This window comes from Vibrio sp. SCSIO 43133 (assembly GCF_023716845.1).
In the GTDB taxonomy this organism is placed as follows: Bacteria; Pseudomonadota; Gammaproteobacteria; order Enterobacterales; family Vibrionaceae; genus Vibrio; species Vibrio mediterranei.
Window position 1 is genome coordinate 2,659,895 of the sequence record NZ_CP068024.1, and the last position, 23,751, is coordinate 2,683,645.

The 23,751-nt window shown below is 44.2% G+C and carries 25 protein-coding genes; 12 read left to right on the top strand and 13 right to left on the bottom strand.

Annotated features, from left to right (window positions below; translation table 11 throughout):
* Positions 1–122: 122 nt before the first annotated feature.
* Positions 123–416, bottom strand: coding sequence for a Fis family transcriptional regulator (locus JKJ11_RS12480; protein ID WP_252038268.1), 294 nt, complete (start codon positions 414–416; stop codon positions 123–125).
* 262 nt (positions 417–678) lie between these two features.
* Between JKJ11_RS12480 and JKJ11_RS12485 the strand changes: the two genes are divergently transcribed.
* Positions 679–1,170: a VOC family protein gene (locus JKJ11_RS12485; protein WP_006069926.1), complete on the top strand. Its 492-nt coding sequence runs from the start codon at positions 679–681 to the stop codon at positions 1,168–1,170.
* A 141-nt stretch (positions 1,171–1,311) separates the two neighbouring features.
* On the opposite strand, the gene JKJ11_RS12490 is transcribed toward JKJ11_RS12485, so the two are convergent.
* A complete protein-coding gene (locus JKJ11_RS12490) occupies positions 1,312–2,670 on the bottom strand; it encodes an aminotransferase-like domain-containing protein (protein ID WP_252038269.1) in 1,359 nt (452 codons plus the stop codon).
* 166 nt (positions 2,671–2,836) lie between these two features.
* Here JKJ11_RS12490 and JKJ11_RS12495 point away from each other — a divergent pair, with 166 nt between their 5' ends.
* Both JKJ11_RS12495 and JKJ11_RS12500 read left to right on the top strand, forming a co-directional pair.
* Complete coding sequence (locus JKJ11_RS12495; RefSeq protein WP_006069924.1) at positions 2,837–3,445, top strand: LysE family translocator; 609 nt, start codon at positions 2,837–2,839, stop codon at positions 3,443–3,445.
* 122 nt (positions 3,446–3,567) lie between these two features.
* Entirely contained in the window at positions 3,568–3,963 is a 396-nt protein-coding gene (locus JKJ11_RS12500; protein ID WP_006069923.1) for a PaaI family thioesterase, read from the top strand.
* 156 nt (positions 3,964–4,119) lie between these two features.
* Here JKJ11_RS12500 and JKJ11_RS12505 read toward each other — a convergent pair whose 3' ends face one another.
* Positions 4,120–4,524 (bottom strand): winged helix-turn-helix transcriptional regulator, encoded by a 405-nt coding sequence (locus JKJ11_RS12505; RefSeq protein WP_252038270.1) that lies wholly within the window; start codon positions 4,522–4,524, stop codon positions 4,120–4,122.
* A gap of 149 nt (positions 4,525–4,673) precedes the next feature.
* Here JKJ11_RS12505 and JKJ11_RS12510 point away from each other — a divergent pair, with 149 nt between their 5' ends.
* Complete coding sequence (locus JKJ11_RS12510; protein WP_252038271.1) at positions 4,674–5,216, top strand: nuclear transport factor 2 family protein; 543 nt, start codon at positions 4,674–4,676, stop codon at positions 5,214–5,216.
* Between the two features lie 127 nt (positions 5,217–5,343).
* Here JKJ11_RS12510 and JKJ11_RS12515 read toward each other — a convergent pair whose 3' ends face one another.
* Together JKJ11_RS12515 and JKJ11_RS12520 are read right to left on the bottom strand one after the other, a co-directional pair.
* Positions 5,344–5,694: an ATPase gene (locus tag JKJ11_RS12515; RefSeq protein WP_252038272.1), complete on the bottom strand. Its 351-nt coding sequence runs from the start codon at positions 5,692–5,694 to the stop codon at positions 5,344–5,346.
* Positions 5,695–5,703: 9 nt separating this feature from the next.
* Positions 5,704–8,052 carry a S8 family serine peptidase gene (locus JKJ11_RS12520; RefSeq protein ID WP_252038273.1) on the bottom strand — a complete coding sequence of 783 codons (2,349 nt, stop codon included), beginning with the start codon at positions 8,050–8,052 and terminating at the stop codon, positions 5,704–5,706.
* Between the two features lie 595 nt (positions 8,053–8,647).
* Here JKJ11_RS12520 and JKJ11_RS12525 point away from each other — a divergent pair.
* Positions 8,648–9,019 (top strand): hypothetical protein, encoded by a 372-nt coding sequence (locus JKJ11_RS12525; RefSeq protein ID WP_006069918.1) that lies wholly within the window; start codon positions 8,648–8,650, stop codon positions 9,017–9,019.
* 1 nt (position 9,020) lies between these two features.
* On the opposite strand, the gene JKJ11_RS12530 is transcribed toward JKJ11_RS12525, so the two are convergent.
* The 5 genes from JKJ11_RS12530 to JKJ11_RS12550 all read right to left on the bottom strand — a co-directional run bounded on the left by JKJ11_RS12530 (position 9,021) and on the right by JKJ11_RS12550 (position 12,741).
* Positions 9,021–9,437: a MarR family winged helix-turn-helix transcriptional regulator gene (locus JKJ11_RS12530; RefSeq protein WP_252038274.1), complete on the bottom strand. Its 417-nt coding sequence runs from the start codon at positions 9,435–9,437 to the stop codon at positions 9,021–9,023.
* Positions 9,437–10,366 carry a CDF family Co(II)/Ni(II) efflux transporter DmeF gene (dmeF, locus tag JKJ11_RS12535; RefSeq protein WP_252038275.1) on the bottom strand — a complete coding sequence of 310 codons (930 nt, stop codon included), beginning with the start codon at positions 10,364–10,366 and terminating at the stop codon, positions 9,437–9,439. The genes JKJ11_RS12530 and dmeF overlap by 1 nt, the downstream gene beginning before the upstream one ends.
* Before the next feature lie 97 nt (positions 10,367–10,463).
* Positions 10,464–11,549 carry a rod shape-determining protein RodA gene (rodA, locus tag JKJ11_RS12540; RefSeq protein WP_503058975.1) on the bottom strand — a complete coding sequence of 362 codons (1,086 nt, stop codon included), beginning with the start codon at positions 11,547–11,549 and terminating at the stop codon, positions 10,464–10,466.
* An 83-nt stretch (positions 11,550–11,632) separates the two neighbouring features.
* Positions 11,633–12,310, bottom strand: a complete 678-nt coding sequence (locus JKJ11_RS12545) for a DedA family protein (protein ID WP_124940123.1) — start codon at positions 12,308–12,310, stop codon at positions 11,633–11,635.
* Between the two features lie 56 nt (positions 12,311–12,366).
* Positions 12,367–12,741, bottom strand: coding sequence for a hypothetical protein (locus tag JKJ11_RS12550; protein ID WP_051868256.1), 375 nt, complete (start codon positions 12,739–12,741; stop codon positions 12,367–12,369).
* 279 nt (positions 12,742–13,020) lie between these two features.
* On the opposite strand from JKJ11_RS12550, the gene JKJ11_RS12555 reads away from it, so the two are divergent.
* The 7 genes from JKJ11_RS12555 (at position 13,021) to JKJ11_RS12585 (ending at position 20,127) form a co-directional block, all read left to right on the top strand.
* Positions 13,021–13,419 carry a YgiW/YdeI family stress tolerance OB fold protein gene (locus tag JKJ11_RS12555; protein WP_006069912.1) on the top strand — a complete coding sequence of 133 codons (399 nt, stop codon included), beginning with the start codon at positions 13,021–13,023 and terminating at the stop codon, positions 13,417–13,419.
* A 174-nt stretch (positions 13,420–13,593) separates the two neighbouring features.
* The gene (locus tag JKJ11_RS12560; protein ID WP_252038276.1) at positions 13,594–14,310 is read left to right on the top strand and encodes a sugar isomerase domain-containing protein; all 717 of its coding nucleotides are present in this window, start codon (positions 13,594–13,596) and stop codon (positions 14,308–14,310) included.
* Between the two features lie 190 nt (positions 14,311–14,500).
* Positions 14,501–14,866, top strand: a complete 366-nt coding sequence (locus JKJ11_RS12565; RefSeq protein WP_006069902.1) for a hypothetical protein — start codon at positions 14,501–14,503, stop codon at positions 14,864–14,866.
* A gap of 194 nt (positions 14,867–15,060) precedes the next feature.
* Complete coding sequence (gene mltC, locus JKJ11_RS12570; protein WP_252038277.1) at positions 15,061–16,146, top strand: membrane-bound lytic murein transglycosylase MltC; 1,086 nt, start codon at positions 15,061–15,063, stop codon at positions 16,144–16,146.
* A 456-nt stretch (positions 16,147–16,602) separates the two neighbouring features.
* Positions 16,603–18,195 carry a BCCT family transporter gene (locus JKJ11_RS12575; RefSeq protein ID WP_252038278.1) on the top strand — a complete coding sequence of 531 codons (1,593 nt, stop codon included), beginning with the start codon at positions 16,603–16,605 and terminating at the stop codon, positions 18,193–18,195.
* Between the two features lie 411 nt (positions 18,196–18,606).
* Positions 18,607–19,137: a DUF3332 family protein gene (locus JKJ11_RS12580; RefSeq protein ID WP_006069898.1), complete on the top strand. Its 531-nt coding sequence runs from the start codon at positions 18,607–18,609 to the stop codon at positions 19,135–19,137.
* 75 nt (positions 19,138–19,212) lie between these two features.
* Positions 19,213–20,127 carry a LysR family transcriptional regulator gene (locus JKJ11_RS12585; protein WP_164491426.1) on the top strand — a complete coding sequence of 305 codons (915 nt, stop codon included), beginning with the start codon at positions 19,213–19,215 and terminating at the stop codon, positions 20,125–20,127.
* Positions 20,128–20,149: 22 nt separating this feature from the next.
* Here the strand turns inward: JKJ11_RS12585 and JKJ11_RS12590 are convergent, their stop codons facing one another.
* From JKJ11_RS12590 to uhpA, 3 genes are read right to left on the bottom strand one after another with little or no spacing between them, the layout of a single operon-like run.
* Positions 20,150–21,460 (bottom strand): MFS transporter, encoded by a 1,311-nt coding sequence (locus tag JKJ11_RS12590; protein ID WP_006069896.1) that lies wholly within the window; start codon positions 21,458–21,460, stop codon positions 20,150–20,152.
* An 11-nt stretch (positions 21,461–21,471) separates the two neighbouring features.
* On the bottom strand, positions 21,472–22,983 hold the full coding sequence (uhpB, locus tag JKJ11_RS12595; RefSeq protein WP_252038279.1) for a signal transduction histidine-protein kinase/phosphatase UhpB: 1,512 nt from the start codon (positions 22,981–22,983) through the stop codon (positions 21,472–21,474).
* Positions 22,983–23,594 carry a response regulator transcription factor UhpA gene (gene uhpA, locus JKJ11_RS12600; RefSeq protein ID WP_006069894.1) on the bottom strand — a complete coding sequence of 204 codons (612 nt, stop codon included), beginning with the start codon at positions 23,592–23,594 and terminating at the stop codon, positions 22,983–22,985. Before uhpA ends, uhpB begins: the two co-directional genes overlap by 1 nt.
* Positions 23,595–23,751: the final 157 nt, after the last annotated feature.

Genomic DNA, 23,751 nt, shown 5'->3' on the forward strand with positions numbered 1-23,751 from the left:
CCAAACACTTCTGTAGGGTGTAACACCGAAAGGGGCAAAAGTAAGCTAGAGGTGGCTCACCTGACTCAGAGGACGCTAATGGTAGATTCCTGCCTTCGCAGGAATGACTGGATATAGGCACTTTACCGTATATCGTAACTGATTTGCTTACTTACGTTCTTTAGTTGCACCCCGACCTTACTAAACGCCTCATAGATAGCTGTTGAGACATGCTGCTGACCTTCTCCCATTAAAAAGTTTGCTCTATCTTGATTCGTTTCGAATACGCAGACGATTTTTAAGCTCTGCGGAAAAGAACCGAATTTAACAGTATGAGTCACCCAAAGAAAACCATCGTAGCTTTTTAGCGTCCCTTCACATACTTCTGTTAGTACGTCTCTAATTAAATTTTCAACTTTCTTATCTGATTTACGCATGGAGAAAATTTCCTATTTGTAATGGATAAATAAATATGACCGCATACTTAGCGCTCCCAATGTTTGGAAAGTAGGTCAAGCAACAGGAGTTGAGGTTGGAGTATACCCACATCAAACTCATAAAGGGCAACTGCCTTTAATAACGTTATGTTATCATTTTTATAATTATTGATAATTTTTAAATACTACCAGTCATACTTATACTTCTCCACATCGAAACGAAACACGAAACGAATAATCAAATCAGTTTTTGGAGAAAGTTATGAAAATGAATCACGTTGGTATCATGGTTGGCGATATGGACAAAGCGGTAGAGTTCTACACTAAAGCGCTGGGCCTTCGCGTTGTAATGAACAACACTAAAGTAATCGAAGAGCGCGAAAGTGCAATCGGTCGTATGTGTATTGCAGTATTTGGTGAAGGCTTCAAAGGCTTCAACATTGCTCACCTAGTAACTAATGACGGTATCGGTGTAGAGCTGTTCGAAATGGTTGACCGTGAAGAACGTCATAACGTTGACTTTTCTCGCCTAGGTATCTTCCACTTCTGTCTACAATTGCCAAAAGAGCAGTTTGAATCAGCAATCAAACGTGTAGAAGAGTTTGGCGGTAAAGTGCGCATGGATATCCACCGTTACCACCCAGAAGATGATTCTAAGCAAGCGCAAATGGTTTACCTAGAAGACCCGTTTGGTAACTTATTTGAGTTCTACTCTCACTCTTACGAAGACACTTACGCTTCTGACTACGAGTAACTCTCTCAGCTGCTAATTAAATAATTTTAATGCCCACTAGATATTTGTCTCGTGGGCATTTTTGTTTTATTGCCTCAATGAATCTCGAAAAAAGTGAGTTAGTGAGGCTCTTGCTGACTCAAACGACATAAACTATGAAGTTTAGGTGAGCCGTGCGATTTGCTCTCTTACAATCTCTAAAGCTGATTGCAATTGTGGACGACTTGATGGACCTGCCAGAGATATCCTCACCGCTGCCGGAACTTCATAACGACCCACAGCAAACATTTCTGCTTCTCTCACTCTGACCCCATATTTAAGCAACGATTGGTTAAAATGATACCCGGTTAGCGGTTCCGGCAAAGGTAGCCAAACATTGTAGCCAGGTACACCAATCTGGATTTTGGGAAATACCGTCTTCCAGACCCGATGACGTGCATTGAGTTCCATTGCGATCTCTTCATCCACAGCTTGCATCGCTCCGCTGGTTAGCCAGCGACACACCAGATCGATGATTAGCGGGCTAACATACATACAACTGGCTCGTAGCGCGCGTTGCATTAGGTCCTTGAAAGACAGTGGTAGAATGATAAAGCCTAGTCGCAACCCACCCGCAAAGTACTTAGAAAAGCTACCCACGTATAAGGTAATATCCGGAGCGATAGCAACTAACGGAGTCTTTCGATGAGACGGCGGGCAGTAGAGCACATCGTCCTCAATAATTAGCACGTTGTAGCGACGGCATATTTCAATGATTTTCAGTCTTCGGCTGTCCGATAGCTGGGCTCCGGTCGGGTTTTGAACTCCCGGTGTTAGGTAAAGTAGTTTGGGGCGATGTCTCTTACAGTGCAAAGCCAAATCTTCCGGGTCTAATCCATGCTCATCAACTTTTACTGGCACTAACTTTCGTTCGGCTTGTTGACATGCGTGCATGAATTCCGGATAACACAAGCCTTCAGCAAGAATAGTATCTTGGGGACGGCTTAGTGCTTGTATAATCAACGATATTCCGTGCTGCCCTCCATGTGTCCACACCACTCGTCGGGCATCAATATCAATATTGAATTTGGTCATCAGCCATTGTCGAAGGGTCTCACTATGACCATGAATACCATCAGCGGAGTAATAATCCAGTACCGCTGCTTGCGCGATTTCTTCGTGAGATAACTCCTTCAATGCGTCAGCAAGAAATTTCGGCTGTGACAACAGAAAAGGTCGGCAACGTGCCAAATCAATACCTTTTTCTTCCAATACCGGATGATAAAAGTGATTCAGTTCAGTTTCTCTGTTCCGAACATAGGTCCCGCTTCCTACTTTGGGCTCCGTTAGTCCCCTTCGCTCAAGCTCATGATAGGCTCTTGTCACCGTTCCAACTGTCACACCCAATCGATAAGACAAAATACGCTGGGGTAACAATTTAGTATCTGGCTCCAGCTCACCACTTTCTATCACCTCAGCAATCGCATCAGCCAGTGCCATAAACTTAGGTCCGGAACGACCCGATATATCTGGGACTAACATTGTCTCTCTCCAAAGGGGTACAATTGTTTCTTGTAATCAGGATAAATAAGGCCTGAGGAAAATGAAACCAAAGAATTGTCACCATGACGCATTAACTGTAGGTCAATCTCTCTGAGCACCTTTACTCTTGGGCTGTCTGTACTTGTTTGAGAGGAGAAGAAAGGAAATGACGACATTATGGGACTTAATGCCGGCCATGAGTTTATTCGCATTTGTAACCGCCATCACCCCGGGACCGAATAATTTATTGCTCGCCAATTCAGGGGCACAATTTGGTATCCGGAAATCATGGCGACATCTAATTGGCATTCGTATTGGTGTAGCCGGGCTGATCCTGCTCTGTGCATGTGGCGTAGGTGTCGCTCTTACGACTCACCCTAGCTGGTATCTAGCAATAAAATACCTTGGTCTGGCTTATATGTTTTGGTTGATGATAAAGCTTTTATGTACCAACCCTTTCTCCGGAAAATCCACCAAGAGCAAACCAATCAATATGACTCAGGCTACGTTATTTCAACTGGGTAATATGAAAGCCTGGATGGCATCACTCGCTTTGGTAACAAGCTATAGCCTACCCTCCAGCTATTGGCTCTCAGTGGCACTGATTACCTTGGTATTTACGACATTCGGACTGTTTGCCAACATCACTTGGGTTTGGGTTGGTCAAAAGATCCGAGTTTATCTCAATACCACCTTAAAACAGCGCATGTTTAATATCAGCCTAGCCGCTATAACGTTTATATCATTGTTACCAGTGTTGGAGCACTCTATCTGAAAAACACCTGTCACCCTTGTTATATGAACACTAATTTCTCACAACTAATTATTGGCATATGCCAGTTATATTTATAGTATCTCTGGCAAAGCTTAAGGAGTCCATTAACCTGAAGGTACGTTATGTCTATTCATCATCCTATCAACCACCAGCAGTGCGCCATTTGCTGCCAGCCTTTTTTCAACCCACATACAACTCTTGAGTTCATTCCTACGTTAGATGGTGGAGTAAGAGCTAAAATCGTACCCATGGAGAATGTGCAAGGCTACCAAGATGTCATGCAAGGTGGGGCAATCAGCGCTCTACATGATGCCGCCATGACCCACTGCCTTTTCTCTCGCGACGTTTGTGCCATGACAGCCCAGCTTGATGTTCGCTTTATCAAACCAATACCTCTTAACACGTTAATTGAAGTACAAGCTCATTGCTTAAAAAGCAAACGAGGTTTGTATATATTAAATAGTGGTATTTATGTGGATGGTGAGTGTTATTCAAGAGCTGAAGCGAAGTTTATGTAAATACCTCCATTGCGGATGGTCGTCAGTCTCCCTCGCGCAAGAGACGGGCTTCAGGAGCATGTAGTCCAATGAAAATAGAGTGTTAGATAAGTAGAATAAAACGCATATGGTTGAACTTTTAAGACTCTTTAGACGCTATGACATGCTCATCATTTTCTAGCCTTTTGTTTTACTATCATACTCAGCGCGAGCTTGCTCAATATTAGGTTTATGATTCTCGGCCCATTGAACAAGTTCATATAATGGCTTAACTAGTTGTTTACCTAAGTCAGTCAACGCATATTCCACGCGAACAGGTACTTCTGGGTAAACGGTCCTATTTACATAACCTTCTCTTTCCAAGTCACGAAGAGTTTGCGTCAACATACGTTGAGAGATTCCTTCAATTCTAGACTTTAAATCGTTAAATCGGTCAGGCCCATCCACTAGTGCAAATAAAATAAGCAACGACCATTTGTCACCGATTTGAGCTACCACGTTTCTAACGGGACAGTCTTGGGTGTTATAAAACACACGCCTTTCCGTTTTCGTTTTCGTTTTCGTTTTCGTTGCTTTGACCATAACTTCTTACCTTTTCTCTGTACCAAACCCGCCAACAGTTACCAAAAGGTAACTAACGCATCTTTTGGTGCCTTATTGTACTGCTAGTTACTATAAATTACTATAGTTACTAAAAGTAACCAATGGAAAACTGTGAAAGGGAGTTAACTATGTTTAAAGCACTAACTACATTCATCCTTCTTATCGTGACTAGCCACGTCTGCGCACAATCAGAAGACACTTTAACTATTGATTTTAAAAACTTAACAAAAGCGAACTGGACAGAACAAGAAGCGAAAAATGCCGCACTAATTACGGATTTTGTTCAGCATCTAATGAACAACCATGACTTTGACTATGTGATGGAGCACTACAATGATAGTTCTTACGTTCAGCACAACCGAAACCTCCCCGATAAAGTCACTGGGCTAGTTGGATTTCTCAAGGAGTTTGTCGAGGACTACCCAGAGTACAGCTATGATGTAAAACATATCTATGCTGACGGTGACTATGTGATTTTTCACTCTCACGCCACACTCAACAGTGAAGACAGAGGAAACGATCAAAAAGGGATGAATATTATCGATACTTGGCGTATTGAAGATGGTCGGATTGTAGAGCATTGGGATTCGATTCAAGCGCTCGACTTCTCAATGCGGGTTTATTCACTTATCAGTGGCGGCGATATCGAAAATGAAAATGGCGTGTTTTAAGCCTTTTTCGCTGGTCTTGTTATCAACGCCACCTCTTTAGATGACGTTGAATAGATGCCTTGGCCTGATTATCAAACCGAGGCATTATCGTTAACGCCTACTCTGTATCTTGAAATGAAGCACCGGATTACTGAGAGTACAGTTTCCTAATTGGCTCAGGCTCCACGTACTCAACCAATGCGTTATCAGCTAAGGAATCAGCCTTTTCCTGCTCACCAGAGACAACAAACACCCTCTGATTCTCCAATACCTCGACTACTTCTAATTGATGAGACATTAATAACTCCCTCACCTGTTGCTCCGCTCCCTGAGTGTACTTAACGTAAAATCGGGTTGGCAGCTCTGTGATGTCCACTGGCCTCTCATCTATTGGTGGAAAGGCCGGGTTGTCCGCAAAGGGCGCTGTCATGCTAAATACAAGGACAAATCCGATTAACCAAGTTAGCCATTGAGAGCGAGAAGCTATGTAGTTCTTCATATCCACTCCTTACTGAAATGACAGTGTCCAACTATTGATTGTTCCGGTATCTTGGCGAGCGCTATCTACCGCTTTAAGCGTCCAGTTCCCTTTAGACTCAACACCAGAAAAGTCTATAGAATAGCTGGTCTTGATGTCGCTGGCAGAACCCCCACTATTTTCGTGCAGTACTTTTTCACTATTGGTCGGTGAGCTCAATGTCAGTTTAAGATCTCCGATATAACTATGGCTAATGTCCACGGTGACCTCAAGGCTTCCGGAGTCACCAGAGCGTAAGACCTCTATTTGGCTGGTTGCTCCGCTAGTATTGTTATCAGGGATCTTGACCGCGGTACTGTTGGTGTAAGTGGATGGTGGTTGAGTGCCGCTCTCTGCACCATCATGAGCGGCGGTGAGCATCACACCAGAATACGCCGAGTAGCCCTTCACCAATACATGATACGTGCCTGCTGAGACGTCACTTATAGTGCAGCGTTCATTATTTCCAGATTCCCATGAACGACAATCATAACGACGATTCGTCGGCTCTTGCTCAAAACTAACATAAAGATCAGCATCACCACTGCCGCCCACTAATGAGAAGCTAAGCTCGGTTGCATCATCGGGTACATCAAATGTGAACAGACGACTTGATTGAGCACTACCTTGGAGCGGCCCTTTAGCAATACCATTAACTAATACCGTTTCTCCCTGTCCACCATCCGGACCATTACAACCTTGATCGAGATAGCGCTTTGCCGCATCAGCATCGACTAAGCCATAACCGGTTCTGTTATCTCTGCCAGCAACATCGATATCTTTTGCACTTGCGGTTAATGCTCGGCGAACTTGTGACGCGGTGCAATTTGGATGATAGCTCCACACTAGTCCTGCTACACCGGCAACATGTGGCGTAGCCATGGAAGTTCCATTGTAATACTCGTAGTCTTGCCCTTTTGATGTGGAAACGGTAACAATTTGGCCTTGTTGAGCGGCAAGCTCTAGCCCGAACTCCCTATTTACCGTTACTGAAATCAAGCGATATTGGTCGTTGTCATCCAATACAAACGGGTTCTGTAAACCTGGTAATTCACTGTTGCTGTAGACAATAGCAGCCCTAGCACCTGCGTTATAACAGGCTTTGACAGCATTTATCTCAGGGCGAACGCCAGAGCGTTGATTCTCGATACGCTCAGTCAAACACACTTTGTCGGTAAGATCGCCGCAGCGATAATCGCCAGACGACACATCACATTGTGCTAATTCTCCGCTAAAGGATCCTGAGATTGGGTCCGATAAATAACGGCCAGAGGTTTTTGACTTGCGGTTGTGCGATACCACACCACGCTTAAACTGACTGACGCCATTGAATACAATGTCACTCAACACCCCTTCTCCAACGGTTACCGTAGACAGTACTGCGACACCCGGAGCAGCAATCTCTACTTGGTCAGTAGCCTGAGAAAACGCTGCATGATCGTCGTTGTTATCAACAGCTGCCACAGACATCACCGCCTCGTATGACGCTGGATAGCTATGTGCGGTATTCCCATCGTTACCTGCAGCGGCGATGAGCAATACGCCTTGGTCGGACAATGACTGCAAAGCATTTTGCTCAGTGCGGCTGGCTTGGCTACCACCTAAACTCATGTTCACAACATCGGCACCATTCTCTGCACAGGTTTGTATTGCTTTCACCAAGCTTGACGAATAACCCCACCCCGACTCGTTGAAAACCTTAACAATATGTAGATTCACCTGCTGATTTGGCATGACTCCTTTCACACCTTCACCATTTGCAATGGCAGCAATAGTTCCCGCAACATGCGTACCGTGAGCATTGTTATATCCCGGTTCACTCCAAGAACCCGTTCCACTGTCATTGGTACCACGAACACGATTTCCACTCAGATCGTTATGGCTAACATCGTAGCCCGAATCAATAATGCAAACGGTTCGATTGCCAGCATTAATATCACTCAGCAACTGGGCATTGACAGCGTTGTATCCCCACGGTGCTGTTTCGCTTAGTAGAAAACGGGGAGGGTCAACTTCCACATACTCTACTTGTTCATGACTTCTTAACTTTGAAAGCTCAGCATCGTTGACCTCTATACTGTAAATCGGCTCAGCGCTGATCTTCTCCACCGCACTCGCTTGGGCAGCTTGGAGAACATTCTCTGGCAACTGATTCAAACTTGGCTCTGTACCGTCCGCAGAGAAGGCGTCTCTAGAAACCTCTTCTTTGAACTTAATAATGTACTTAGCTGGGAAGTCATCTTCGTTGAATGGCGCTATCTGAGAAGCATTCGCTATAGAGGTACCAAGTAGAACCAAGGTTAGTGATGACAGGGTATAAACCCCTTTTGTGTTGTGCATGTAATCTTTCCTTATCTAGCCATTTTAATTATTTTCATTCACGAACTATCACCTCGGTGACCATTTATGAACTATTTAGCTATAAGGTGTTGTCACTAACTTGCAAATAATAAGGTTTACTATTGATTGTTTTTTGCACTTCAAATCACTAAATAAACCCGAAGAGTGAACACTCAATAAGAGCATATGCTCTAAAAAATTAAATTGACAAAATTATGATTTAAGCTATTGATTTAGTTCCACTTTATTGAACACATCAAGATAAGAATTGAAGCATTATTTAAGAGTTAATCGTAAAAACGAGAAATTATTCTTAAATAACAAAGCGAAAAAATAACAATTAGCTTATTTAATTAAATTACGATTGGAATATGCACTCGTTATCTATCAAACTCATTAATAACATTTTAATTAATTAAATTTGACTACGGCTATTTAGGTAACAAATAAGTTTATTGCAAACCAATAAGAGACTAATGGTGACCAATACTTTTGTTTTGTTTGAGTGCACTGCTAAGCTGAAATAATCCCTTGTGACTCAACTCGACACGACGAGTGGCAACTTATCATTATCAATGAGATTAGGGAGGAGGAATTGCCAAGTATCATTCAGGAATGTAATCGAGAGCTCAAAAAGGTGTTGTTGTTCTACCCTGAAGAACAGAGATCAAGCGTCGATTGTATGCTGGCGCAGCTGATGTGCTGTGAAATATTTTTAATTCAGTACCCTATTCTTAATCACTTTCGAGGCAAGAGTTCACCGTGGTATCACGTCCAGAATATCCGCTATCAGCTATTGTCACAGACAAATGGGAAAGAATTGAGTGGTTATGAGCTCGTCATTTTTCAAGGTTGGTCAATGGCGAAAATTGACGATGCTCGGATTTATGAAAAGCCAATACCAGAGCGAGTACGTCGCGCGTATTTAGACTATCAATTCTTCGTCGACAGCCTGGCTTCCGACTAGCCTAGAACTCGCTATTCATCTTTGCGAGACATGAAATCAACAAGGCTTCTTGTTCCGGCTCGATATGCCTCGTTAAATCTTTAACCAAATCCAAATGCAACTGGTTATGATGACGATGAATCTCTTGCCCTTGCTGTGTTAGCGCCACCACGATGGCGCGACGATCATTAGGGTGTGGTAAGCGTTCCATCAGGTTGGCAGCAACAAGTTTATCTACTTGAACCGTTAATGTGCCCGTAGTAATGCCGAGCTTGTCGGCAAGCTCTTTCATTCTCATTGCACCATGAATACCGAGCACTTCAATGGTGTGGACTTGTGCAAGGGAATAGCCTGTCTCTTTGACCACTGACTGTTCCCATGAAGACATCTTGTCATAAAACTCGGTAAGCAACTGATTTAACGATTCTAAGTTTCGCATTATGTTGAATGTACTTCTAAAGTGAGATGGTCAATCTTATCAAACTTGCTTAGCTTTTGCTTATACTCATCCAGTGAAATACCCGCTTTGTCTATTAGCGTAATCGCCGCTGCGTGATGGTGTCCACTCACCTTCCAAATATGTAAATCCGTAACAAGGGCTACTGGCGTAAGCTCATCTTGGATTGCCTTTCGATATTTATCATCGATATTTTCATCAAGCAGAATCGGGCTTGTTTGCTTGAGTAAGTTCAATGTCCACTTACTGATCACTAACGCACCGACCATGCCCATCACCGCATCGAGCCAATTCCAGCCATAGAACTTTCCTAATACCAAGGCCACAATTGCCATCACGGAAGTCAGCGCATCTGCTAGCACGTGTAAGTAGGCTGCTCGCAAATTATGATCATGATGATGTGTATGTCCGTGATGGTGTGAGTGCTCGTGATGATGCGCATCATCATGTCCATGGTGGTGATGGTCACCTAGCAGCAACATACTGATGACGTTCACCGCTAAGCCAATACAAGCGACAATAATCGCTTCATTGAACTGAATCGACTGTGGATTAAGCAAGCGATGGACCGACTCTACCAACATTAATAATGCAACAATCCCAAGTGCAATGGCACTGGTGTAGCCACCAAGCACGCTGACCTTTCCAGTGCCAAATGAAAATCTATCATTACTCTGATGTTTTTTGGCATATCGGTAGGCGAACAAGGTAATACAGAACGCGGCAGCATGTGTACCCATATGCCAACCGTCTGCCAAAAGCGCCATAGAGCCGTAGACCGTACCCGCAACAATTTCGACTACCATCGTGGTCAACGTAAGAAGCAGCACGTAAAACGTTCGCTTTTCACCTTGATGATTGTGGCTAGAAAAATTGTGATGATGAGTCAGTGTGTCATTAGCTATTTTCATTATATTGTTTGATTATCAAATTATTTGATTTAAATTTAGTTTGATCATCAAACAATGTCAATGTTCGATTGCAGCAATAACTGCTACCTCGTTATCGTCAGGACTCAAATCGTGAGGATGCACGACATAGCGACATAATGATTCCAAAGCAGATACCTTGAGTGATCATGGCGGTCCCGCCATAGCTAAAGAAAGGCAAGGGGCTACCCATCACCGGTAATATCCCACTCACCATGCCCGTGTTAATAAAAGCATATAGAAAGAAACTTAATGCCAACGAACCCGTCACTAGGCGGCTATATGCATGGTGGCAATGACAGGAAAGCCAGAGCGTACGCAGCGTGATGAATAAATAGAGCGATAGCAGCAGTACACTGCCAATGAACCCCCACTCTTCTGCGTAGGCGGAAAAAATGAAGTCGGTATGACTTTCAGGAATAAAACCCAGCGAGCTTTGCGTTGCATTAGTCCAACCCTTACCCGTGATACCACCTGAACCAATCGCAATATGTGACTGAATAATCTGATACCCAGAGCCCAATGGATCACTTTCGGGGTTAAGAAACTGCAGGATGCGCTTCTTTTGATAGCTCTCGATAACAAACCACCAAAGCAAAGGGATCATTGTCGCGACCAAACCAATAAAACCACCGATGATCTTCCAGCTCATTCCCGCGAAATAGAGTACAAATAACATGTAAATCACGCTAAATATTGCCCCGTCCAAGTCTGGCTGAACAAAGATAAGCCCTGCGGGGATGGCGGCCAGTATCATGGCATACACAATCTTCATCCCTGTCGGTCTCTCGCCATCTTGCTGGATAAACCATGCCACCATCATAGGAATGGCTAATTTCACTAGTTCAGAAGGTTGAAAACGGAACCCAGCAATGCTCAACCAACGTTGGGAGCCGTTAGTACTATCCCCAGCAAACACAACCGCTACCAGAAGTGTTACCGTCAAAAAATACAGATATGGTGAAAAACGGCGGTACTGTTTGGCAGGAATCGACGACATGATCGCAAGACAAGACAGTGAAATAACGCATCGAATTAGGTGGTTGGTGATAACGGCCTCGTTATAACCACTGGCGCTCCATATCGTTAAGGTACTGAGTAACATCAAAGACAGAATCGCTAACACAATAGACAGGTCTATTTGTGGAATAAGGTACTTTTTCAAAATATAGCTCGGTAAAGTGACGCACAATATCGCCACTTGGATTGATAAAATGGTGAAAGGAACAACGAAGAAACCGCTCTCAATTAGTGTTTTTTAGCGGTTTGCCTAAATCCGCGAATAGCTTTACGTAGTCGCCATGTCATAAAGGTAAAAATCGCTGCAAACAACGTCACAAAGGGAGCAGCCATTAAGACCATAGTGGTCACTCTGCTAATGGGCTCAGGCAACGAAGGTAAGAGAAATCCTACACCCGCCAACAAGCCAATCCACAGCGTGGCACTAAGCCATGAGAAATAGTGAAAGCGAGGGGCATCATGAACACGAATCCCCATGACCATTGGGACTAAAGAACGCACACCCGGAACAAAGCGAGCACAGAACAAAGCGACGAGCCCATGACGACAAAGTAAATTGTCCACCAAACGCATATTGCTCTCAGGAACTTTCGCTAACCAACCACGAACAATGGGAAGCTTGTTAAGCCACTTACCTTGTAGATAGGCGAGCCAACTCCCACCAGCCGCAGCAACGATGAGCAGTGGAAACGCGACAAATGGACTGAGAACACCGACTGCCGACAACGTCCCAACTAAGACGACGACACTGTCGCAGGGCAAGGGGGCAGCTGGAAGAAAGCTACTTTCTAACCCAATAAAAAAAGTCACCAATACATAGATTAAAATGGCGCTCTCTGGTGCAAGCAGCGCATTAAAGTCCTGATTCCAAATAGCAATCAAGACATCCTGAGTAGCTTCAAACATAACGACTCCAAAAACCAACAGTTAACTAAGGAAATAACAGCAGGAATGAGGCGTACTTAACGAGAATGGATAAACCGATATTGAAGGTTACTGTCCTGCCATCCGGCTAAGCGTCGACTGTCTGAAAACAAGTAACTGCGTGGGGTGTAACGAGCTCCCCAGCAAGTAGTTATCAGACACGCGAAAGCCGCAACGACAAGCAGCCAGGGCAAGACTTCTTTTGAGGCTGGCTGAGCTTTGGGAATAGGTACTCGAAACGTTGAGCTGCGCAACAACTGGTTATCATTGGCAAGGTCAGGAGTACGATCAGGAGTGATGACCGTCGCTTGATATTGAGGCAAATCCACTTCCATAGCATTAACGATCCCGCCCAACAGCAGTATCGATAGCAAGGTCGCAATCAGTGGAAAAAGCTCAATGAGTCGCTTCAAAGAAAAAGCCCAGTAGTGGAATCTGCTTATATGTACTGCTATCCATGCTAAAAAGCAATCTTTGTTATCACTAGACGACAATACACCCAGTTAACTCTCTATTTTCGATAGCTTATTTTCCATCAGATCCAATTGCGTGAAATCTTCGTAGCTGATATTTATCCACTCATTGAAATATGGCATTTCCTGCATATTGCTCTATAACTACGAGTAATGGCTTTGCACATACTCAATGGCTGGGCAGTCACACTGTCTCGATCTGGTTTCTAAGGAATCAATATGAAAAAAATCCCTCTTGCTATCATTACCTCACTTATTCTTTCAACCTCTGCTTTCGCTGCTCAAAGCACGATTAATCAAGAAGCTATGGAAACGACAACGGGTGGGTTTCAAGGACCGTCAGCGGAAGACTCTTTAAACACGGTTCAGGAAATCATGGATGCGGGCTGGTTAACCGACGGTAACAAGGTCACCATCGTGGGCTATTTGGTAAAATCAATGGGTCATGAAGTGTATATGTTTAAAGATGATACTGGTGAAATGCCGGTAGAAATCGACGCCGACCAATGGGCAGGACAAACTATCACGCCAAAAGACAAAGTAAAAATCTATGGCGAGATTGAAAAAGGTGACAGTGATGTTGCTGTAGAGGCGGAATCAATTCGAATTATCAAGTAGTCCCGTCTAATACAATGAATCTTTACGTACTCAGCGCCGATTTACATTGGCGCTATTTATTTTCCTTTTAAATAAAACACTTGCTCGACAGCGCACTCCTTATCATCTCCCCTTCTTATCTCAGTATATCTCTGTTCTAATCCATTTATCTCAACGATAAAAGAGAACCGAACCATGTTTGAATACAGCCAAAAACTCATTTCTGCACTCGATACACTTTTTAAAACCAATCAATCTCAGATTATTCAATCTTCTCAGCTTTTTGCTGATGCTATTGTCGGCGATAACATGATTCACATCCTTGGCACCGGACATTCGCATATGGTGGGGTTGGAAGGCTTTATCCGGGCCGGAGGGCTTGGTAATGTGAATGCTATCTTAGATTCAACCGTACTGACTTCAGATGGTGCCTTGCGAGGTTCAAAGCTCGAGAAGCTAGAAGGTCTTGCGCAGATCTTATGGGAAGAGCAGAACATTTCGAGTGGTGACGTCATTATGGTGGTATCAAACTCGGGAAGAAATGCGCTACCGGTCGAATTTGCTCAGTTAGCTAAGAAAAAAAATCACCCTGTGATCGCTATTACTTCCGTCACCCAATCGTCTCAATACCCGAGCCGCCATAGTTCTGGATTAAAGCTGATGGACATCGCTGATATCGTGTTAGATAACCAAGTTCCAAGTGGCGATGGTCTATGCGAAATCAACCAACGCGTTACCGGTGCCTTTTCAAGCATCTCAGGTATGGCGCTGGTCAATACAATTACCACCGAGGCGCAAAAGCTTGCACTCGAAAAAGGGGTAGAGCCGCTGATATTCTCAAGTCAGAATGTAGATGGATTTAATAATGATGATGTCTATGCGCACTTTAACGGTCGCCTCAAGTCCATGTAATACGGCGTCACATTGCCTATTTTGTCGAGAAGAAACCAACTCACTAATACATTCAAGCTACTGATGAAAAACAATAAATTGCAAGACTTGACGATATAGTTATGTAAAATGACCGCACCTATATAAAAAGTTAGCACCAAGACTAACTCGCCTTAGGTATATCAGAATAACAATATAAAAAGGTATCAGTATGAATCGAGTTGTTCATGTGCCCGCTCACTTTTGTGAAGTCGGCAAGCATGAAGCTGTCGACTATAGTGACACGCCTGTTTGGACCAAAACGGGTTACTCTAAGTCTGTCATTGACAGTGTTCGCCTCACAGAAGATCTTCAAAAAGCCGTAGAAACTCTTAACCACGATGGCTACGAAGTGATTTCGATTACACCCATTACCAGTGGTGACTATGATTTTAAAGCGCTACTGGAGCCAGGAGGGCGTGGTGATAGCGGATATGGCGGCTACGGTTATGGTTATGGCTTTAGCTATACCCAAGGGCTTATCGTCACCGCAAAGCGTATTTCAAGTAATCAAGCACCGACACCCAAACCATACTAGTCATCTCAACTAGGTAAAAGCAGCCTCTGGTTATCGTAGGCTGTTTTGCTCACTCGCCACCAAGCACGTCGCATTGAGAGTTTTCACTTCAACTCTGTACTAGCAAATACCCACTCAGTGAGAAAGTAGATTTTTAAAGTACGCTAGTTATCAGATACTTAGCCTCGTATATTCCATATAATGAGTAACACTTGGTGAAGAAAGCGCTTCTTATCTCAGTACTGCTGTTATTTGGCTGTGCTAACCACACGAATCCTCCTGGATCTTCCACATCATCGAACACCCAAAAGCAAGTCATCAATCAACTTTTGAACTACGTGGCAGGTCAAGCCAAAGAAAAGTGGGGAGAGGACGAGTTTGTTCAGGCTGGTAAGCATCGCTACGTGAAATACCTAGACGGCTACCGAACACGAGCGCATATCGATTTTGACCGCGGGAAAATTTACGTCTCGACACTGTCTCAAAGTCACCCAAAACAACATCTGCAAAAAGCCATTGTACAAACGCTGCTGATGCCGGCCGATCCAGAACATGCTGAGCTGTTTTCCGACAAAGAAGTGGTTCTAAAGGGAAAGCCTTTTCTACTTGGTCAAGTACTCGACCATGATGGCAAGCCGATTGAATGGCAGTGGCGAGCCAATCGTTACGCCAAACATTTGATCGCTACTCAACTGCACACCAAGCCAATTAAAAATGGTAACGCTTACTATGTCGAGATCCCGATGACGGACGATCACTTGCAGCAGCGCGAGTATCAATACGCGGATCTGATCCAAAGCGCAGCAAAACGTTACGGCTTATCTGAAGATCTCATTTACTCGATCATAAAAACCGAAAGTAGCTTTAACCCATATGCGGTGAGTCACGCAGGTGCTTACGGTCTCATGCAGGTTATTCCTAAAACTGCAGGGGCGGATGTGTTCAATTTGGTCAAGAACAAACCCGGCATACCGACCAAAGAGTACCTTTTTGATCCTGCTAATAATATTGATACGGGCGCTGCCTATTTTTACATCCTAAAGAATCGTTATTTACGCGATGTAAAGCACCCTACTTCTCTGCATTTCAGCATGATTTCGGCCTATAACGGCGGAACTGGTGGGGTACTGGCGACATTTGATAAAGATAGGAAACGAGCGATGAACAAATTAAACCAGATGGAACCACAGCAAGTTTATACCGCTCTCACCACACAACATCCGAAAGATGAAGCGCGGCGCTATTTACAAAAAGTTTTGTATTTTCAGAAGGACTTTAATGAGAATGTGTTAACCAAATAACGCACTTTCTTACAACGTTACCCAGCCTGCTCAACAAACGATCAAAAGATTAACAAACCTATATTATTCATATAGTTAAAAATAAAAAATTAAAGAAAAAGGACACTGATACTTACAATATTTGTGTCCGAATTTTCTAGCAGTCCGCGACCAGACTGATATGATCATCGCAAACCAATGAACCTCCAATTTTCGACATCCTATTTGTTGGTTAATAAGGCCTAAAAGACTCAGCATCTGATAGGCCTTTATATTTATCTGCGCTCTAAAACTTCCTAAACATCAGACGCTTTCTTATTGAAGCACCATATATCCGTAAAAAATCTCTGTTCCCCACCAAGCAATATGTTAGGATGGCCAACTTTTTATGACGCAGCTCACACTTTGCTCTGCAAAATTGTGTCCAAATCCACATTGCTCGCTTAACCGCAGCATATAGTGAATAGTGATTATTTAATGCTAAATTCTAATACTGTTGAATCTACTTCAGCAGCTTCAAACTCAGCGTACAATGCGATCCATCCACCTGAACGACTGAGACAGCTCGCAGCCAAACTGGAAATGAACAATCCTGTGTTTTGGATTAGCGGCTCTTTTCTAACTCTATTTGTTCTACTTGCCCTCACCCATCCTGTTACTCTTTCCTCTTTTGTCGATTCTGGTTTTCAGCTGGCAACTCGCTATTTTGGCGCATTTTGGCAAATTTTGTTGTTAGCCAACTTCGTTATTGGTCTCACACTCTGTTTTGGTCGTACCGGTGATGTTCGCTTAGGAGATCTCAATACTCCTGATGTAACGAATTTCAAATGGCTATCGATAGTATTGTGTACACTGCTCGCAGGTGGCGGCGTGTTCTGGGCTGCTGCTGAGCCAATCGCACACTTTGTTTCACCTCCACCTTTATTTGGCTCTCAAGATGCCAAAACCAATGCCATCAACGCACTTTCTCAGTCTTTTGTTCATTGGGGTTTCTTAGCTTGGGCTGTTTTAGGTTGTTTATCTTCTATCGTGTTAATGCATCTGCATTACGACAAAGGCTTACCTCTAAAACCGAGAACCTTGCTATATCCGCTACTTGGGGAAAAAGCTATTAAAGGCGGAATCGGCAACACGGTAGATGCACTGAGTATTATCGCTGTTGCCGCTGGCACAATTGGCCCTATTGGTTTTCTGGGGCTGCAAATCAGCTATGCTATGCAAGAGCTCTTTGGTACTACGGACACCTTCATAACCCAAGCTATAGTAGTGGTCGTTGCGATGGTATTTTATACCCTCTCAGCATTAAGCGGAGTCAATCGCGGTATCCAGTTGGTGAGTCGCTATAACATTATTCTTACCGTGGCTCTTATCGTGTTTATTCTATTTGCTGGTCCCACTGGCTTTATTATCGATAGCTATGTTCAAGGTTTAGGTCAAATGATTGACCAATTTGTTCCAATGGCGCTGTATCGAGGAAACCCTGAGTGGTTAGGTTGGTGGACCGTGTTCTTCTGGGGTTGGTTTATTGGCTATGCTCCGATGATGGCGATTTTTATTGCCCGTATTTCCCGTGGCCGCACTATCCGCCAATTAGTACTTGCCATTAGTATCGCCGCCCCACTAGTAACTTGCTTTTGGTTCACCATCGTCGGTGGTTCTGGACTTGCCTTTGAATTGGAAAATCCTGGTGTGATTCAGGCAGGCTTTGAGGGATTCAATATGCCAGGGGCACTTTTAGCGATTACACAACAGTTGCCATTCCCGACGCTGATCTCCATTTTATTTTTGATTCTCACCACGACTTTTATTGTCACCACGGGTGACTCCATGACTTACACCATCACCATGGTGATTAGTGGAGACAAAGAACCGAACGCGACGATTCGTGCTTTCTGGGGAATCATTATGGGTGCCGTTGCCATTGTTCTGATTTCGCTGGGCAGTGGTGGGATATCTGCATTACAGTCATTTATTGTTATCACCGCAGTGCCTGCCTCTTTCATTATTGCGCCGAGTCTTTGGTATGCACCCAAAATTGCCAATCAGATGGCAAAGCAGCAACGACTTTGACGCTATAACAAAGTCACCGCGAGTTAAAACTATTTTACGGCAAGCACTTTACGCTTGCCGTTTTCATTCCACTTATCTGTGTTCTACGTTCCCTATTCATTACAAATATCCGCCTCCACTTTTGATACATTTCATCATCAGATACATCAGAGTTATGTCAACTTGTTTCACCTTATGACATCACGCTCAGCAGCTTTCCATTACTATCTGTTAATTAAAGAAAAATTTGTCTTCTGTCATTATTAAGCAGCACTTAAACGTCTTTTAAACCAAACACATTTATCTGTTCCCTCCACCGCTTTAGGCTGCGCCCCCTCCGTTACCAAAGGTTTGTTTAGGTTCCTGTCTAACCCCCTAGAACCTGAACATCTTTGGTAACAACCAACTTATTATTACTGCTTAAGGCTTGTTATGAACACCAAAACTAAAATTGCATTTTTTCTCGCTTCTGCGCTGACACTCAGTGGCTGTGTCGGCAGTAACGCTGTGACCGAAAAGCTAATGGGCTTCAACGTTAAAGTCGTGGATAACCGTTACGCACGTGCAGGCGTTAACTTCCTGCTATCTCCTGTCTATGGTTTTACGCTAGTGGCTGACTTGTTCGTTGTGAACTCAATCGAATTCTGGTCTGGTACCAACCCAATTAACGGTAAGCCTCATGTGTTTGATACAAAAACAGAGACCTACTTAGAAGTGAATGACAAGGTTGATTCTAGCCTGCACGATGCACCAATTGATCCACTGACAATGAGCACGCCTAACTCAGGCACCATTCGTTACCTTGATGAAAATACGATTGAAATGGAAGTGACCTTGGCGGATGGTCAGCAATCGAAAGTGATAGGTGTAAAAGAAGGCGACAAGATCAGTTACTACATTGATGACCAACTAGTGTCTCAAACAACACTTGATGCGCTAGAGCATGAGTTCTCAGAATCGTAGGAAACAATCTCTATCTTTCCTATAGTTAACTAAGTAACCACGGAAGGTTACCTACTTTAACTCATGGCAAACTCTATGACTCAATACAGTGACAAGATTGATTTAAACCTTTTTCGAACTTTTGCTACCGTATACAAACATGACTCGATTAGTCGTGCCGCAGAAGAGCTCAACGTCACTCCAGCATCAGTAAGCCAATCAATTAAAAAGCTTTCTATTGAGCTCAACACCTCGCTATTTATGCGTCGAGGCCGCGGTATAACTCCAACCCTACAAGCGCATCATTTAATAGAACGCATTGCCCCTCTGCTCCATGAATTCGATGTAATTACCAATGACTGCCTTTATGGTGTTCACCAATCAACACCACGAAAAGTGGTTGTACAAGCACCTGAACCCATCATATTTGAACACATAAAAAGCACCGAGCTTGCCAATCACACTGAAACTCGTTTTCGTCTCGAATGGTTGGATATCCTTTATAGTAATAGCGATAGCTACGAGACTTTAAAATTCAAACACGCCGATGCCATCATAGATATTTTCCAGCTCGCTGAACCGAACATTTGCAACGATCTGTTATTTGAAGATGAAATTGTGGTGATCGCTTCGAAAAACCATCCACGAGTAGGCTCCACCATCTCACCAGAGCAGTTTGCCGAAGAGTCGCACATCATATTGAATTACCAATTTGGAGAGTCTTCGCTGTTTGAAATGCTATATAATTCACCGCCACCCAAAAGACGTATCTTAAGCACGCAAACCTCTTTAACCTCCATGCTGTCGCTTACTTCAGAAAGTGAAGCACTGTGCCTCTGTACCAGACGATTCGCTGAGCAGCATGCCAATCGGTTACCCATCAAGATCTTGCCATTTCCGGGTCCGGTTGAACCCGTCAAATTCTGGCTTATCTACCCAGCCCAAAGCCGAGATACACACGCGATAAAATGGCTTCACTCCACACTGGTTGATTGGATACAACGGCAATGAGTCCGAGCCATCAAACCATGAATTAACGCTGACTGAATTGTGCTTGTAAAAAGGGTAACAACAATAGGCCGATGACAGCCGAACAGACCGATATCACCACAAAGAACCCAGTCCAATGAAACTGCTCTAATACCATCGCAAGTGGGTAGCCAGCAAGAGCTGCGCCCATATAGGCAAACAGTCCAACAAATCCTGTAGCCGCACCTGCTGAGTCTTTATGTGAACACTCAGCCGCCGCCATACCAATGAGCATCTGCGGTCCAAAAACAAAGAAACCAATGGCAAAAAAACCAGCAGACTGAAACACAAAGTTGGTTAATGGCATTAACCAGAGCGCGGCAACAGACAGGAAAATCCCCATTGCGAAAATCAGGTTCATTGGTCCACGATTACCGCCAAATAGCTTGTCTGAGCCCCAGCCAGCGACTAAAGACCCCACAAAGCCGCCGACTTCAAACAAAGATACTGATGCATTGGCGTTGATTAAACTGTAATGATGCTGCTCAGTCAGATACAAGTTACCCCAGTCATTAATCGCCGTGCGCACGATGTAAACCAATACGTAGCTAAAAGCGAGCAACCAAATGTATTTATTGTTGAGAACATACGACCAGAGAATCTGCTTCGGCTTCAGCCCTACTCCGTCGTTTTCTTGAGCCAATTCTAACTTATCATTGCGCCATTGGCCTACGGTAGGCAATCCCATTGACGTGGGTTTATCACGCAGTCGCCAACAGAGAAATAAACCTATCAGCACGCTTATTACGCCCGGAATAATAAACCCTTCGCGCCAACTATAATGAAAGGTTAGAAAGCCCACCAGCAAAGGAATCATCGCACCACCGACATTATGTGCCGTATTCCAAAGCGACCAGAAAAACCCTCTTTCGGTTCTGGAGTACCAAGTGGTCAAAAGCTTGGAACAGGACGGCCAACCCCAACCTTGGAACCAAGCATTAAGAATCCATAAACTCGCGAGAACAAACAGCGAACTCGACAGACCAAAAACAATGTTTACCACTCCACTGGCAATAAGCCCGATACCCATAAAATAACGAGGGTTGGAACGGTCTGAAATAATACCTGAGACAAATTTTGATAGCCCATACATCAAATAGAACATGGTGCCCATCATGCCGATGTCTCCCTTGTCTAAACCAAGGTCGGCAATAAGTGCAGGCGCGGTGTAATTGAAGGTTTTTCGGGTAAGATAAAAACCGGCATAGCCGAGATACATTCCCAGCATGATGTGAAAACGCCAGTACCGATAGCGAGTATCGACACTCGCGCTATCTTGATGTTTCATCTGTTGTTCTGCTACTTTGACTGTCATGAACTACCCCGCTACACCAATGGAAGTCGTGCATCAATTTCGGTGCCACGTTGTGTTTCATCTCCGTCAACAACGCTGCGAATCTCAAACTGGCCACCTAACGCTTGAACACGCTCTTTCATGCCTTTAAGGCCAAACCCTTTTTGGCTATCTTGAAGCGGAAAGCCAATACCATCATCAGCAATCTTTAGCGTGATTGTCGCATCAATGACGAGCTCTATTCGCACCTGTTTGGCTTGAGCGTATTTGAGAATGTTATTCAGCGCTTCTTGGCATAAACGGAACAAAGTCACCTCCATCATATCCGAGAGCACTCGCTGGCTAACATTGTCGACAGTAAATTCAACTTCAATACCAAGCTGTTCAAACTCCATCTCACGCACCATTTGCTGAATGGCGGAGATCACGTCTAAATCATCCAAGGTTTTTGGTCTTAATCGAGTAAGCAGTCCTTTTGTGGTGTCATAGACATTCAGAGACAAGGATTCAATGGTATCAGCGCAACCAATGCTCAAATCAGGATTGTTGACGCGCTTAATAATGCTCGCTTGCGTTCGAATAGCAGTGATATTCTGACCAATTTCATCATGCAGTTCGCGAGCAATGTCCTTACGCACCGACTCTTCCGCTTGCACCAACTGTTTCGCTAAGTGCTTATTGCGAGTAAGTTCAGAGCGAAGCTGATGGTTTAAATCGCGCTGTCTCTGCACCGCCACACCCAGCAATATTCCCGTTAATGATTGAGCACTTATTGATAGCAGTAGGTCCGTGACTTCCAACTGTGACACCCCACTACGCGCCGCTATTAATGCACAACTATTAAGAAGCGTACCTAGCAGAGCACCCTGCCATCCATAACGAAACGCAAGCAAGATGATGGGTATTGCCAAACAAAACGGAGCAAAGCGCCTGAGCTCGTCAGGCAGCCCGACTTGCAGAGAAATGCTCACCGCAAACAGTGCAATGAACAGCAAAATGGGCTTATAGTGAAATTCGATTGGTTGATGAATGAGGTTAGATGTCAAAGGTCGCCACGTACTTTGAAACAGGTAATTCCAGATGAGGTAACAACTCGGCACCAGCATAAGCCCCGCCGTAACACTCACCAAACCGACGAAACTCAGAGAGTCACTATGACTGCCGACAGCAAGCATGTTAATCAGAGCGCAGGCAACAATCGCTGCGGCTTGAATAAGTAATCGTCGCCACTGAGCACCTTGATAATAACGCTCAGCAACCAAGGCAACAGGAATACTTAGCGCACTAGCAACCAAAATGGCCGACCACTGAGGCTGCGCAAGCAAAATAGCCAGAGAGATGGTTAAGCACCACTCAGCAGCATAAACGGCACCCCAGTATTTTTTAGCGGCATGCAGGGTAATCCCAAGCCTAAGAGCGAACGGGAAAAACAGAATTGCCAACTCAGCGTCGTTAACGAAGTAATAGGAAATCACCCATAAGCAAAACCAACTGCACAGGGTTATCAGCCATGCACTGGCGCTGGCAACGAGGTAAGTTCGCATTACAACGTCGCTTCTGCCCTAAACAACTTGGCAAGTTCCACATTGTTTTTGACAGCAAGTTTATCCAGTGCATTAGCACGATGAACATGAACGGTTTTATGACTTAATCCAAGTTCGGCCGCTACCGCCTTCACATCGAGTCCCGTTGCCAAGAGCTCTGACACTTCATATTCACGTTTAGTGAGTCGAGATAAGGCTTGTTGGAACGGTCTTGGAGAAGCCAGTTTCATGGCAATATCCGGGGTAAGATAGCAACCACCGTTGGCACTGGTTCGCACCGCTTGAATCAGTTCATCAGGACTGCAACGTTTGGTCAAATAACCAAGTGCACCTAATTCCAATGCCTTTTCCACCATAGCAGGAGAGTCATGCACACTGAGCATCACACAGGCAATGCCCTTGGGCATCGACTCTAGTAACGCGAGACCACTTTCGTCCGGCATCGAGATATCCAGAATACATACCTGCACACCACTGCCCGGCAGCCCTCTTTTAGCTTCTTCAACCGAGCTAAACTCACCGACTACATTAATGTCTTCCTCTAGATTGAGTAATTGAGCAAACCCAGAACGTACGATGATGTGGTCATCCACTAAAACAACATTGATCATGATGAAGTACCAACTAGAGAAAGGCGAAAAATGGGGTAACTTAACGCCGACGCATCGATTAAGCAAATAGCGTTTGGTTCTAAAAAAAGCGCTATCTATGATTCCAATGGCTCAGGCAAACCAAATGCGAAATCGTAGACAGCGCTTTTCAGGGGTA

Coding starts and splice junctions, on each gene's coding strand:
- JKJ11_RS12480 (WP_252038268.1), bottom strand. CDS start 416: ATGCGTAAATCAGATAAGAAAGTTGAAAATTTAATTAGAGACGTACTA.
- JKJ11_RS12485 (WP_006069926.1), top strand. CDS start 679: ATGAAAATGAATCACGTTGGTATCATGGTTGGCGATATGGACAAAGCG.
- JKJ11_RS12490 (WP_252038269.1), bottom strand. CDS start 2,670: ATGTTAGTCCCAGATATATCGGGTCGTTCCGGACCTAAGTTTATGGCA.
- JKJ11_RS12495 (WP_006069924.1), top strand. CDS start 2,837: ATGACGACATTATGGGACTTAATGCCGGCCATGAGTTTATTCGCATTT.
- JKJ11_RS12500 (WP_006069923.1), top strand. CDS start 3,568: ATGTCTATTCATCATCCTATCAACCACCAGCAGTGCGCCATTTGCTGC.
- JKJ11_RS12505 (WP_252038270.1), bottom strand. CDS start 4,524: ATGGTCAAAGCAACGAAAACGAAAACGAAAACGAAAACGGAAAGGCGT.
- JKJ11_RS12510 (WP_252038271.1), top strand. CDS start 4,674: ATGTTTAAAGCACTAACTACATTCATCCTTCTTATCGTGACTAGCCAC.
- JKJ11_RS12515 (WP_252038272.1), bottom strand. CDS start 5,694: ATGAAGAACTACATAGCTTCTCGCTCTCAATGGCTAACTTGGTTAATC.
- JKJ11_RS12520 (WP_252038273.1), bottom strand. CDS start 8,052: ATGCACAACACAAAAGGGGTTTATACCCTGTCATCACTAACCTTGGTT.
- JKJ11_RS12530 (WP_252038274.1), bottom strand. CDS start 9,437: ATGCGAAACTTAGAATCGTTAAATCAGTTGCTTACCGAGTTTTATGAC.
- dmeF (WP_252038275.1), bottom strand. CDS start 10,366: ATGAAAATAGCTAATGACACACTGACTCATCATCACAATTTTTCTAGC.
- JKJ11_RS12545 (WP_124940123.1), bottom strand. CDS start 12,310: ATGTTTGAAGCTACTCAGGATGTCTTGATTGCTATTTGGAATCAGGAC.
- JKJ11_RS12555 (WP_006069912.1), top strand. CDS start 13,021: ATGAAAAAAATCCCTCTTGCTATCATTACCTCACTTATTCTTTCAACC.
- JKJ11_RS12560 (WP_252038276.1), top strand. CDS start 13,594: ATGTTTGAATACAGCCAAAAACTCATTTCTGCACTCGATACACTTTTT.
- JKJ11_RS12565 (WP_006069902.1), top strand. CDS start 14,501: ATGAATCGAGTTGTTCATGTGCCCGCTCACTTTTGTGAAGTCGGCAAG.
- JKJ11_RS12575 (WP_252038278.1), top strand. CDS start 16,603: ATGCTAAATTCTAATACTGTTGAATCTACTTCAGCAGCTTCAAACTCA.
- JKJ11_RS12580 (WP_006069898.1), top strand. CDS start 18,607: ATGAACACCAAAACTAAAATTGCATTTTTTCTCGCTTCTGCGCTGACA.
- JKJ11_RS12585 (WP_164491426.1), top strand. CDS start 19,213: ATGACTCAATACAGTGACAAGATTGATTTAAACCTTTTTCGAACTTTT.
- JKJ11_RS12590 (WP_006069896.1), bottom strand. CDS start 21,460: ATGACAGTCAAAGTAGCAGAACAACAGATGAAACATCAAGATAGCGCG.
- uhpB (WP_252038279.1), bottom strand. CDS start 22,983: ATGCGAACTTACCTCGTTGCCAGCGCCAGTGCATGGCTGATAACCCTG.
- uhpA (WP_006069894.1), bottom strand. CDS start 23,594: ATGATCAATGTTGTTTTAGTGGATGACCACATCATCGTACGTTCTGGG.